This window comes from Brumicola pallidula DSM 14239 = ACAM 615, from assembly GCF_000428905.1.
In the GTDB taxonomy this organism is placed as follows: Bacteria; Pseudomonadota; Gammaproteobacteria; order Enterobacterales; family Alteromonadaceae; genus Glaciecola; species Glaciecola pallidula.
On sequence record NZ_AUAV01000005.1, the window covers coordinates 94,136 to 106,489 of the forward strand.

Consider the following 12,354-nt stretch of genomic DNA (forward strand, 5'->3'; position numbering starts at 1 on the left):
CTATTCTTAGAAAGGGCTAATAAACGCGCGTTATCGGGCGATACCCTATAATAGTAATCAGACGATTTGTGTTCTGTATCTTTTTCGTATTCTAGAGAGTGTTATGTCTAATTTAATGTCATCAATTGATCAACGCACCAAGCTAGTGGGTGAAAATCGGCTAGAATTGCTGATGTTTAAGTTAGGTTCACGCCACACATTTGCGCTTAATGTATTCAAAGTTAGAGAAGTGATTACAGTTCCCCCGTTAAATCAAATGCCTGGATCGCACCACCATATTAAAGGCGTAACGAATTATAGGGGCGGATCGATACCTATTATCGATTTAAGGACGGCTATTCATTTGAGCAATAACGACGATCATTATGAGGCTCAAAACGTCATCATTACCGAATATAATAGAAGCGTACAAGGGTTTCTAATTGGGCAAATAATGAGTATCGTGAATACGTCATGGAGTGATATTCAACCGCCGCCATCTTCGGCTGGTAAGAATAACTATTTAACCGCTTTTACTAGAGTAGAAAACGATGGCCAAATAGAACTGGTAGAAATCATTGATGTTGAAAAAGTGCTTTCAGAAATTATTCATTACGATACCTCGATTTCAGAAGGCCTCTTAGATTCGGATATAAAAGAAAGCTTAATTGGTCAAAAGGTATTGGTGGTTGACGATTCCGCAACCGCTCTATGGCAAATTCGCGAAACACTGACGCAGTTAGGTATTGAAATTATCGAAGAAAAGGACGGACTTAGAGCGCTGAATCTTTTGAAAAGCTGGGCAGACGAAGGTAAAACAGTCACAGATGAAATTTTAATGATGTTTACTGATGCCGAAATGCCCCAAATGGATGGTTATCGACTCACCGCAGAAGTACGAAAAGACGAACGTATGTCTACTTTATTTATTGCTCTGAATACCTCATTAAGTGGCAGTTTTAATGCAGCCATGGTTGAAAAAGTAGGATGCAATAGATTTATTTCCAAATTCCAGCCGGATTTGTTAGTCGAGGTTGTGCAAGAACGAATGAGAGAAGTGTTGAATGATAAGCACCTAGAATAAGCACCTAGAATAAGCAGCTAAGGTAACTACTTCCCGCCACTTAGACATCTGCTAATAGTTTGAATACAACAAGCAATGGCTGCTAGCAAGCTCACTTTAAGGAGGCCATACTGGGCTTTTGTTTTAAAATCAAATAAGCTAACACATACGTTTACCGATTAGGCTCCCAATTTTTATGAAATCACTTACGATTACAGCAATCATTTTTAACTTTTTACTCTGCCTCCCTGTACTAGCGACAAACATTGTCAAGTCAGCTCCGCTAGTTTCTATTCCCACGCATGATAACTTTTTCAATAGTATAGCGAAGTTATGTGGCAAAGCATTCGAGGGCAAAGTTGTGTTTGATAACGATCCAAGTCCGACATTTGACAATAAACTGGTGATGCACGTTAGAAAATGCTCAGGTATACAATTACAAATTCCTTTGCATGTTGGAAACGATGCTTCACGTACGTGGATCATTAGCAAAACCGGAAGTGGTTTGAGTTTAAAGCATGACCATAGAAAGGAAGATGGCGGTGACGACCCGTTAACTATGTATGGTGGGCATACACTTGACGCCGGTCATGTTCAGGCGCAGTCGTTTCCAGCAGACCAGTATTCAAAAGAACTATTTACCCGAACTGGGATTCCTCAATCGGCGGGCAATACGTGGCAGATGTCGATTTATGCTGAAAAGTTTACCTATAGAATGGTGCGTGAGGGCAGGGAGTTTCGCGTTGATTTCGACTTAACTAACCCTACTGAAGTGCCTGAGGCACCTTGGGGCTATGCTGACTGAAGTTAATTAGCTCTTCAGCATGACTGTGATTAGCGCAGAGGCTAAGTTCATTCGGCTTAACCACCGGGACTTAATTTGAATAAAAAAGGGCTTTATGCCACAGTGCGATCATACTAAAACAATAAAAAGGCAATAAAATGCAAGCTATATACAATGCTTTATTCTTTGCCTTTTCATTACTTTACCTAGCGCTACTTTCTTTTGACCCACTGATGATATCTTGGCTCATCAAAATTTTACCAATCTTAATTTTGGTCATCGCCGTTGCCAACACACCGGTTTTTTCTGGTAGAACGCTTTTGCTTCTAGCACTCGCATTGAGTGCCACCGGCGATGTTTTGCTCGAACAAGATTTATTTATATTCGGCATAGGGGCATTTTTAATAGCTCAGTTATACTACGGCGTATTCTTTGCACGTAACTGGTCGTCAGTGATGACGCGCTGGCCCATTTCAGGGTCCATTCTAATTTTTATGTTAGCAATGGCTTTTTTATTAAGCCCTCATTTAGGCGAACTTAACATCCCTGTTTTTGCTTACTTAGTGGTTATCGGTTTGATGGGGCTTTTAGCTAGTCAATCGACGATGCCGCTAAAATGGTCTGTATTAGGGGCATTTGTGTTTATCCTATCAGATTCTCTTATTGCCATTGACCGCTTCTTACATCCACTGCCATTGAGTAGCTATTTAGTCATGACAACTTATTACTGTGCGCAATGGATGATCATTCAAGGTGCGCTGAATAAATGTAAATCGGCCTAGTTAAGTGGAGGACGAATATAGTTCGATTTGAGGCCAACCCTATTTTTAATTACGCTATGTTGCATCGAGTATTATTGTGTTTTATCAATCCTTGCGCATCCGGATGATAATACCCGCGGCAATCGCTAATACCAGAATTGCAATTGCCTCAAACAATATATTTTCAGGCGCCATGTCTTTACCTTGTAAAATAATCAGCCGCGCAATGGCTGTTATGGCAATAAAAATAGGGTAAACGAAAACTGAGCGACGATCTGAATAGAATATTGCCACCATGGCAATAACTTCTAAGTACAGAAACATTAGCAGTATATCGGCAAGACTAATTGTCTGTGCACGATAAAAGGTTTGCACTTCGAAGGCAACGCCTCCCAGCGTCATTAAAACCACAAGAGTCAATAATACCCGCTCAATCAGCTGAAAAATGCCGAGTGCAAAAAATCTTTCGATTTTATTTGAGCCGGCTGTTTTGGCATTACTATCAGCCTTTTTTTCTGAAGCTTGATTACTATTTTCTTTTTCGTTTGACGGCATAATCGATAAATTACTCTACGAAATAATCGTCGTCCGCTTTAGACGTAAATGTACTTTGCGTAGGAAATTCAATATGTGTCGATGCTCCCGCTCGGTTCATGTAATTGCGAGTATTAAGAACTAATTCGATATGAACATTATTTTCCTTGAGCACTATTGATTCAGGAGTATCTTTGTGGCCTGCAAAGGCAACAAACTGTTTTGGCTGTGCTAAACCACAGTGAGTACCGTCTGCAAAGAACACCATTATATGACGAAAGTAAATAACGTATTCTTTGACATCCTCGTGTGAACCATTCTGTAATGCAAAGTACTGGTCTAGTATTTTGCTTGGCTCGAGGCAACTATCAAGTACATCAGAACTCGTATTGTGACGCATCTGACCAAAAAGAATAGCTAGCTCAGATGCAAATGACTGTTTTTGAATGTCGAGGCGATTAACGTCAGCGATTGGCATGTTCATAATGTATTCTCCGGTGTGTATCAATTAGGTCTTTGCAACTTCAAGAAAGCAATCATAACTTAATTTAGTTAATAATTTCACAAAGGAAATTACACAGAGTAAATTTTACAAAAAACAAAGCAGTTTGAACCCGTCGTGTTTTATTGAATAATGCGCTGTAGCCGAACAGGGAGTATGGTAGTCATCAAATTTATGCTAAAAATACTAACAGCAAAAGACATTATTCTGAACACAGGGAATGCTATAAAGGCAGAAAAAAATTCAGATTTGATGTTGATGTAAAATCATTTAATTTGTGTCATATCTAGTAAAGTTGCGACAAAAAACTCAGCTTAAAAACTGCCCGAAGCTCAAGACAATCAGTTTGTTGCCCTCCAAATACCAAACAAATTATTCCTATTGCATCGAGCCGACTCATGGTTTATTTTGCTATATTGTGCAATACAACGAATTATAAGAGTAGAAGAGACCTATGCTTGGACAAATGATGAATATGCCGCTCACTATTGGCAGCTTGATCGACCACGCCGCTCGCTTTCACAGCAGCGGCGAGATTATCTCGGTGGAGACAACAGGTGGGAACGAGAACACTACATGGGGCGAAGTCGGGGCTAATGCGCATCGGTTGTCATCAGCACTACGCAAATTGGGGCTTGGAAAAAGCGCGCGCTGCGGCACAATTGCGTGGAACAACCGACGCCACCTCGAGATCTACTTTGGCGTTGCTGGAGGTGGGTTTGTCTGTCACACGATCAACCCGCGTATGGGGCCTGAGCAAATGGTCTATGTGATGAACCACGCTGAAGATCAGGTGCTGTTTATCGATGCGACGTTTGTGCCTGCTGCGGGCAAACTTGCACCTGCACTCAAATACTGTAAACACATTGTTATGCTAGGACCTCGCGATGAGGCGGCTGCAAAGACTATTCCCGGGCTGATGTTCTATGACGAGCTTTTAGAGACGGGTGATGCCTACGAGGCTTGGCCAGACATTGACGAACAATCAGCGGCTAATTTATGCTATACCTCTGGCACCACAGGTGACCCCAAGGGCGTGTTGTATTCGCACCGTTCGACTGTTTTGCACACGCTTTCTGGAAATCAGCCTGATGGGCTTAATATTTCCGCTAAGGATACTGTGCTGCCTGTTGTGCCTATGTTTCATGTTAATGCTTGGGGTGTGCCGTATATTGCGGCGATAACGGGTTGTAAGTTGGTGCTGCCGGGGCCAAATTTAGACGGTAAAAGCCTTGTGAACCTGATCGATATTACCAGTACCACGCTAGCGCTAGGTGTCCCGACAATATGGATGGGACTGCTTGGCGCTCTCAAAGAAACGGGATCGAAAATGCCTAGCCTTAAACGAACAGTGGTAGGCGGCTCTGCGTTACCGCCCTCAATGATCCCCGAATTTGCGGAATATGGTGTTGAGTTGATACACGCTTGGGGGATGACCGAAACCTCACCTGTAGGGTCTATGAATCAGCTACTACAGCGGCACACTAAAATGTCAGTGCAAGAGCAGGCAATACTGCGTCTTGGTCAGGGACGTCCGCCATTTGGCGTAGATCTGCGTTTGGTAGATGAAGTTGGACGTATATTGCCCCACGACGGCATAGCCCAGGGTGATCTTCAAATTAGAGGTTTGTGGGTTATTGATACTTACTTTGGGAAAGATACATCCGCCCTCACGGTAGACGGCTGGTTTGACACCGGCGATGTGGCCACAATTGATGCCGAGGGCTTTATGATTATCCGTGATCGCTCTAAAGATATTATTAAATCCGGAGGTGAGTGGATTTCAACGGTTACCTTAGAAAACATAGCGATATCTCATCCAGCGATCTCCAATGCTGCCGCCATTGCCGCGTTACATGAAAAATGGGACGAACGCCCTGTCCTTATCGCAGTGAAGTCTGGGGAGGTAAGTGAGGAAGAACTGTTGGCCTTCTATAAGGGCAAGATTGAAAGTTGGCAAATACCGGACCGCGTAATTTTTGCAGACGCACTGCCGATAGGATCGACAGGCAAAGTCCAGAAGAACAAGTTACGCGATGAGTTTGGTCAGATTCTACTGACCAAAGCGTAACTGGTTATTTTCTAAAATGACGATAAAGCGTGTGATAGGTTTGGCCTCATAAGAGCCTATCACATTATCCCTAAAGCGGGAGACTGGCGCCTGTGCAAACGGGCGATTTTTGTCAGTCATTTACTGATAGAACGCTTGGGACGAAATTGCTACGTAACTACAAAAAGCTGCACTTCGACTCATTAGTGTAAATATCAGTCGATTTGTCTGATTTTAGTAACGCATCACATCATTAGCCTATAAACGTTGTAAAGTAAACAGATGCAAGCCGAGCTTTATTTTCGTTACCATCAATGATGTCCCAAAGTCAGTTCAAGCGCTAATTCGAGCACAATACATGCCGGCTAAATAGATCCGGGATATTTTCTAGTGCTTTTTAAGCAATAACGCCAAAATTTACATAAAAAATATTATACACTTGTGACCAAAATGACAGCGTTATTTTGGAGTTACCTGCAAGACGAAGACAAAAGAATTTTTCTATTCATAAGTAATTTCCAAAAGTTAATAAACCGTTCTTTTATAGGTAGATATATCGAATGATTATAAATCAGTTAAGAATTTTTCAATGCCTATTGCTGGTTATGTTGATTTCTTCATGTGCTTCGTATCACAACTTAAATGAAAACGGCGCTAATCATTTGGGTGGAGGCTTTTTAGATAACCAATTGGCACCAAGCTTTTACAGTTTGACGGTAAAGACGAATTTCGCACCGTGGAAAAACTTCTCAGGCGCTTGGAAAACATGGGACAAAAGGGCCAAAGAGTTATGCGGACAACAAAATTTTGAAAATATTGAAGTACAAGAGAGTTCTTACAACACTATAGCTGGAGAAGGTTACGTAATTTCTCAGATTAAGGGCTATGTTCTTTGCGCTGGCACTAACCTAGAGAAGAAAGAAATCGAAAGGCTGATATCAAACAATCGCTACTAACGGTACTTATGGTGTAAAGATGAAACATATAGGTCTTTTTATAATCGTGTTTTTGATAGGTTGCGCTTCACCGCCTCCTTTTCAAAAAGCAAAAATTAATGGCATGTATGAAATTTTGGGGGCACAAATATACTCGCCGAATGAGCGAGGCTGGTATGTTATACAACACTCTCTGAATAAGATTGCCTTTGGTACGATCCCATCAGCCTCTGATAGTGCAGTCGCAGGTGTTAATTTATTTTCGGTAAAGGAGTTTGAGAAAGACCGAGATCTTTTGGTATTTATCATCTCTGAGCGCAGCAAGAATGACGATCCAGAAAGGTGGATAAATAGAGATATTGAAAACAAATTTATTACATTCAAAGGTAATAGTTGTTTCAGCTATAAAAGCTTGGTCGAAGATCATCAAAGCAAAAGTAGAAGTACAAAAAGTTTTCAGTATTACCACACAATAGGAAATATTTGCCGGCACCCTGCAAATAAAAATACAGCAATTCAGGTTGAAGTGTCTTATCGGGCTGATTCAATTGAAATTCCTATATCAGTTGAACTTATAGCTGCAAAGTTTATAAATAGCTTAGAACTGCTGAATAACGAAGTGAGATAACTTTTTGAAGAGGGCTAAGGCGTGCAGTAGTTCCTAAGGCGACTTAGACTTAACTCAATTGAAGTCTTACTCGTGTAAATACTGCATTTTGAACAAAATAATGTTTAGCCGTCTTGGTATTGAATTGATAAAGCTTCAATACAGTAGATCCCTTTAGTATGCGGATGCTACTTAGTTCTGCAGCACCGACAATTGCACCTTTTCTTCGATAAATGGAGCTAATCCGCCTGCACCTTCCATATACCAACGCGACTCTACGTATTGCTCTTCTGTAAACTTATATTGTCCGCAACCTTGCTTTGAGACAAGATATTTGGCAACGTTTTTTACTCCTCGTTTTAATTTTCTAGTTTTGGCTTTTGTCTGGCTTGAGTTGGTTGTTTTTATTGGCTCAAATCCAACTGATTATTCGAATTCTCTTAAGACTGCTTTAGGTTGTTAGTTCAACCGGTCAACGCGAAATGTTGATTAAATGGGATATTCTTAAGCACCCAGTTATGACTCTATTAACAAGTCTAAATATGCATCCAATAGACACTTATGTCCAGGCCATTGATATTCGCTTATCGTAATGAGATCCAGTGCAATACCATTCATATGGCAAATTACACCTTGAATTATTTTAAGTAACTGTTCGTCAGATTTCCCACCAAATACCAGCTGAGTTAATGGTAAGAACACTTTATTCATGCGTACTTCAATATTAGCGTGATGAAAGAAAAAACTACTTTCAGATTCTGCACGATCTTCATTCAAAAATACCATACGGAAACGTTCTGGATGCTTAAACCAATAATTCAAGTATTCATAGCAGGCTACTCTAAACTTATCGTTATGTGTGTTTTCAGCTAACACTTTTTCTTGCAGTACAAGTACGGTAATTATAAGGCTAATGATGCTTTACCTAAAGGTCAGTATGAAGTTGATGTATTAATCGTTGGTGCGGGTTTTACCGGGCTGACGGCAGCACGTGAAATAATGAGAGACACACCTGAAAAGACGGTGATGGCAGTGGACGCCACTGAAATAGGTTTTGGTGCTTCGGGACGAAACGGGGGCTTTAACATGACATTATTCGGAATGGAACCGGAGACTACGGTGATGCGTTGGGGTAAAAGTAAGACGCAAGAAGCTCAGAATTATATGCAACAAGCGGTGGCGTATGTTCACGATTTGGTTGAGAGAGAAAACTTGGATTCTGACTACGAGCATACTGTTATGTGGCGGGTTGCGTATAGTGAAAGCCAAGAGAAGCGATTGAAAAAAACTTATGATCTACTTACCAGTCTTGCCAAACCAAACAGTTATGAATTTTATGACCAAAGCAAAGTAAGGGAAAAACTAAATGCACCGCAAGTAAGGGCTGCTATCTTCGAACCTGAAACAGGCATACTTGACCCTTGCAAACATGTTCGGGCTATTAAACAGTTGGCTGAAACAGCAGGCGCTAAGATCTACGAAAATACAGCTGTTGTTGATATCCGCAGAGATAGTGATGGCACTATCGTTAAGACGAACCAATCCACAATACACGCCAAAAAGCTGATATTAGCAACCAATGCTTGGTCTCACACCTTAGCAGGACCCAAGAAAATACGTAATCGCCAACGACCTGCCTGGACTTATCAAATTGTCTCAGAGCCTTTAACAGAAGAAGAATGGCAAACTCTTGGTTGGCAAGATCGAATGTCCATCGAAGATAATCGACAGTTTGTACATTATTTACGCATCACAAAATGTGGGCGTATCGCCATAGGGGGAGGTGATATAGCGTATGAGTATGGCAAAGAAATGGATAAGTGGCATGATCCTAAAATTTGGCAAGCGCTCGAAGATCATTTTCACTGGCTTTTTCCGACATTGAAACACAAGAAAGTCCATTACAAGTGGGGTGGTGTGGTTTCTGCCAATTTTGATATGGTACCTGAAATCGGCTTTATCGGAGATGAGAATATAATCTATTCAAGTGGTTGTATTGGGCACGGTGTTTCTTTGACGCAATTGAATGGTCGATTGATCGCTGACCTTATCTCAGGCATTGATAGTGATATTAGTAAATTCTGGATTGTGGATCGTAAGGCTTTGCCAATGCCTCCGGGCTGTTGGTTTGCTAATAGAAGGCAAGCAGGATTCGGGCATAACTTTACTAAGCAACTTTATTACTGCTAACTCAGTTGAATAAGCTATCAGATTGAAGATCATTAGTAATGAATAGTTTAAATATTCAAACCACAACGACTAACACCAAAGAACTGAGTCAGATATTTCAGTTACAACGCAAAGTATCGAGAGAGGGGCCTGCTTCTAAATTTAGATAAAGACAGGTTCTGTTAAATCAATTAAAAACGTCATTGGTTGAAAACAAAAAGGCAATTTGTAGTGCGATCCACAATGACTTTGGCAATCGCTCAACTCATGAAAGCAAATTAGTAAATAAAAAGGATAAAGCACATCCCTGCTCTATACAACAGGGATTGATTTTGTTGGTATTTTGATGACTTAACTGACTATTGAAATAGCTCGATGGCAAATAAAATCAGGTTGCCTTGAATCTACACTTAATGTTTAGACGCCGCGCCCGTGCTTGAAATAGGCCCCTTTTTAGAGAGCTAACATAAAATTTGGGGGGTGAGCTTGCGCCTATCGCGTCAACTAGCCTGAACCCCAGATTGTTACTATCCCTTCTCTTGCGTCACCAATCTAGGCCAACAAACTTACTCTAACAAGCTTGCCGCCGGCATGGCTGCTGGTTGAACACCTGCCCCATAGTCAAACATAACGGCCAGTACCAACACTACCGACGCAGCAAGCATGAGTTTTAATATGAGTGGAAAACAGAACTTAAACCAAAGGTGATAAGGCACGCCCGCCATACCAATAATACCCATAAGCACTGCATTGGTAGGTATTATCATATTGGAAAAACCATCGCCAAACTGATAAGCAAGTACGGCTATTTGCCTATTTACCCCAATAATATCGCCTACCGGTGCCATTAAAGGCATGGTAACGTAAGCTTGTCCGCTGCCAGAAGGAATAAAGAGGTTGAGTATAGACTGCATAATAAACATACCCACTGCGGCGAGTTCGGCGCCTAAATGGGACAAAGGCATAGACATACCGTGAACTAGGGTATGCAGTATTTGTCCGTCTTCCATAATGAGTGCAATACCACGGGCTATTCCTATGAGTATTGCGGTGGTCGCCAGATCTTTCACGCCATCAATAAATCTATTGGCGGCGGTGTCGGCGCTTAGCTGTCCTACTATGGCGGTGAGTATTCCCCATAATATAAATACCGCGCCTAACTCGTATAAGTACCATCCTTTTTGAGAAATTCCCCAAACGGCGATAACAATACTAGCAACTAGTCCAAATAAAATGAGCTGGTGACGAATGTTTAAAGAAGGGTAATCAGTGGATTCGGTATTGTCTAAAGGGCATGGCAAACCCGCCATATACGATTTGCTAGGGTCGTCGCGTACCATTTTTGCATAACGCCATACATGGTGAAAACCAATCAACACAAACGGTACAAATATTGCCAGTCGTAATTCTATGCCAGAGTATAAGGGAATGCCCGCAACCTGCTGTGCAACCATTACCGTAAAAGGATTAAAAGCCGATACGCCATAGCCTATACCATAGCCCGTAACTACCATACCTACAGCGGTCATCGCGTCTAAGCGCATGGCCTTACAAAGACCTACCAAAATAAGCACGAATGGGATATATTCGCCAGCGGTGCCAATGGCGCCTGAAGCTAGGGCAAAGCAGAAAACCACCATAAAAATAAGTAGGTGAGGTTTGTGCCCGAAGCGTTCTAATAGCCTGCCAATAAGTGCGTCGATTGTGCCGGTGGCGCGGGCAATAGAGAGTACTCCACCCACTATAAACACAAAGAAAATGACATCTTGCGCGGCCGCCAGTGCGCGTGGAATAGCCACCAAAAAGTCCATGGGGCTTAATCTAATTTGATCGTCTGCTAGCGCGTAGGTGCCGGCAACGACAGCGCTTCGACCGTTGTCTAAAATGACCGTTTCAAAAAAGCCCTGAGGGATTAACCAAGTGGCTATGTAGGCGAGCAACATCATGCCTAGCAATAAAACAAGGGTGTGGGGAACCGTGAATTCTTTTTTCATTATTATTTTCCAGCGCAGGGCTTCAAACAAGTTAAAAGCAATGAGAAGACCGCGATTATAGCTGCGTAAAGATCGCTGCGCACAGATTGCTTCGCAAACGCTGCAAAGTACACACCGCTTCACAAACAATGGCGCATAGATTAAGGCCTAAACAAAACTTATCTTATAGTGCCTAGTATTGTCTAACCAGGCGCTCGTAAAAACAAGTAGCTTATGCCACTGCTCATCAACAAGTTTTATCTGACTGTGCCAACTTGCTTAACAAAAAGCCTTTATACCCTTCGAGTACACTAATTCTAAATAACCTGAGATCTGCTTAAGCAACAACCATAGCGTTACGCTCTACGTCAGTCAAATTAAGGCTTGGCTTGTTTTCCTTTAAGCAATAAACCACCAATCCAGCGAGTAGATTGAGCATAAAGCAGTTCATGCTGCGATGTCTTGAGTGCTCGATGTACGAAATGTTCTTTAATTGGTCATTTATTGTTTCAATAATAAACCGTTTCTAGAGCATCGCTCTATCCCACAAAGAGATGGCTTTTGCCTTCATATTTTTACGTACCGTTGTTATTAGAGTCACGCCCTCCTCGAATAAGTTTGCTGCCAACGCTTTACTCAAATACCCTTTTTTGTGGCTGGCCAACAATCCATAGTGCCTGATACGATGAAAGCCGCTGGGTAATACATGCAGCATAAAGCGGCGCATAAACTCCATGGTATCCAGTTGCATCGTTTTTGCGTTTATTCGGCCCTTCATGCGGTAATCTTTGTAAGTAAAGCTAAGGTGTTGGTCGCTACACTCAGTGAGCCGACTATTAGCAATCGCCACGCGATGCTTGTAACGAGATAGGTAAGCCAGAACCGCTTCGGGTCCTGCAAAGGGACGTTTGGCATACACTACCCAATCTCTATTTCGCTGCTCAAATCCCTCATTTTTGTCTTTAGCATTTCACTATCTAATGACAGCTTTTTGGCA

The 12,354-nt window shown here is 41.9% G+C and carries 11 protein-coding genes and 3 pseudogenes; 7 read left to right on the forward strand and 7 right to left on the reverse strand.

All coding sequences use genetic code 11. The features are described 5' to 3' along the window. Positions 1 to 103 precede the first annotated feature (103 nt). The 3 genes from G399_RS0100455 to G399_RS0100465 all read left to right on the forward strand — a co-directional run bounded on the left by G399_RS0100455 (position 104) and on the right by G399_RS0100465 (position 2,608). Positions 104 to 1,063, forward strand: a complete 960-nt coding sequence (locus G399_RS0100455) for a chemotaxis protein CheV (RefSeq protein WP_006011131.1) — start codon at positions 104 to 106, stop codon at positions 1,061 to 1,063. 175 nt (positions 1,064 to 1,238) lie between these two features. After that, positions 1,239 to 1,847, forward strand: a complete 609-nt coding sequence (locus G399_RS0100460; RefSeq protein WP_006011129.1) for a hypothetical protein — start codon at positions 1,239 to 1,241, stop codon at positions 1,845 to 1,847. A gap of 137 nt (positions 1,848 to 1,984) precedes the next feature. Continuing rightward, positions 1,985 to 2,608, forward strand: a complete 624-nt coding sequence (locus tag G399_RS0100465) for a lysoplasmalogenase (RefSeq protein WP_006011127.1) — start codon at positions 1,985 to 1,987, stop codon at positions 2,606 to 2,608. Between the two features lie 84 nt (positions 2,609 to 2,692). Here G399_RS0100465 and G399_RS0100470 read toward each other — a convergent pair whose 3' ends face one another. Beyond that, positions 2,693 to 3,142, reverse strand: coding sequence for a phosphate-starvation-inducible protein PsiE (locus G399_RS0100470; protein WP_006011126.1), 450 nt, complete (start codon positions 3,140 to 3,142; stop codon positions 2,693 to 2,695). A gap of 10 nt (positions 3,143 to 3,152) precedes the next feature. Then, the gene (locus tag G399_RS0100475) at positions 3,153 to 3,605 is read right to left on the reverse strand and encodes an aldolase/citrate lyase/malate synthase family protein (protein WP_006011125.1); all 453 of its coding nucleotides are present in this window, start codon (positions 3,603 to 3,605) and stop codon (positions 3,153 to 3,155) included. 472 nt (positions 3,606 to 4,077) lie between these two features. On the opposite strand from G399_RS0100475, the gene G399_RS0100485 reads away from it, so the two are divergent. From G399_RS0100485 to G399_RS0100495, 3 genes are all read left to right on the forward strand, one after another. After that, positions 4,078 to 5,694 carry a long-chain-fatty-acid--CoA ligase gene (locus G399_RS0100485; RefSeq protein WP_006011123.1) on the forward strand — a complete coding sequence of 539 codons (1,617 nt, stop codon included), beginning with the start codon at positions 4,078 to 4,080 and terminating at the stop codon, positions 5,692 to 5,694. A 539-nt stretch (positions 5,695 to 6,233) separates the two neighbouring features. Beyond that, on the forward strand, positions 6,234 to 6,629 hold the full coding sequence (locus G399_RS0100490; protein WP_006011122.1) for a hypothetical protein: 396 nt from the start codon (positions 6,234 to 6,236) through the stop codon (positions 6,627 to 6,629). 19 nt (positions 6,630 to 6,648) lie between these two features. After that, positions 6,649 to 7,236 (forward strand): hypothetical protein, encoded by a 588-nt coding sequence (locus G399_RS0100495; RefSeq protein WP_006011121.1) that lies wholly within the window; start codon positions 6,649 to 6,651, stop codon positions 7,234 to 7,236. 71 nt (positions 7,237 to 7,307) lie between these two features. On the opposite strand, the pseudogene G399_RS22430 reads toward G399_RS0100495, so the two are convergent. Both G399_RS22430 and G399_RS0100500 read right to left on the reverse strand, forming a co-directional pair. After that, positions 7,308 to 7,453, reverse strand: a pseudogene (locus tag G399_RS22430) (GFA family protein); the annotation flags it as partial. A 278-nt stretch (positions 7,454 to 7,731) separates the two neighbouring features. Then, positions 7,732 to 7,992: a hypothetical protein gene (locus G399_RS0100500; RefSeq protein WP_148277395.1), complete on the reverse strand. Its 261-nt coding sequence runs from the start codon at positions 7,990 to 7,992 to the stop codon at positions 7,732 to 7,734. 105 nt (positions 7,993 to 8,097) lie between these two features. Here G399_RS0100500 and G399_RS19880 point away from each other — a divergent pair, with 105 nt between their 5' ends. Next, positions 8,098 to 9,405: an NAD(P)/FAD-dependent oxidoreductase gene (locus G399_RS19880; RefSeq protein WP_006011118.1), complete on the forward strand. Its 1,308-nt coding sequence runs from the start codon at positions 8,098 to 8,100 to the stop codon at positions 9,403 to 9,405. 545 nt (positions 9,406 to 9,950) lie between these two features. Here G399_RS19880 and G399_RS0100510 read toward each other — a convergent pair. From G399_RS0100510 to G399_RS22890, 3 genes and pseudogenes are all read right to left on the reverse strand, one after another. Further along, positions 9,951 to 11,378: a YfcC family protein gene (locus tag G399_RS0100510; protein WP_006011116.1), complete on the reverse strand. Its 1,428-nt coding sequence runs from the start codon at positions 11,376 to 11,378 to the stop codon at positions 9,951 to 9,953. A gap of 316 nt (positions 11,379 to 11,694) precedes the next feature. Beyond that, positions 11,695 to 12,024, reverse strand: a pseudogene (locus tag G399_RS22885) (transposase). Next, positions 12,013 to 12,294 (reverse strand): annotated as a pseudogene (locus G399_RS22890) (transposase); the annotation flags it as partial. The pseudogenes G399_RS22890 and G399_RS22885, both read right to left, overlap by 12 nt. Positions 12,295 to 12,354: the final 60 nt, after the last annotated feature.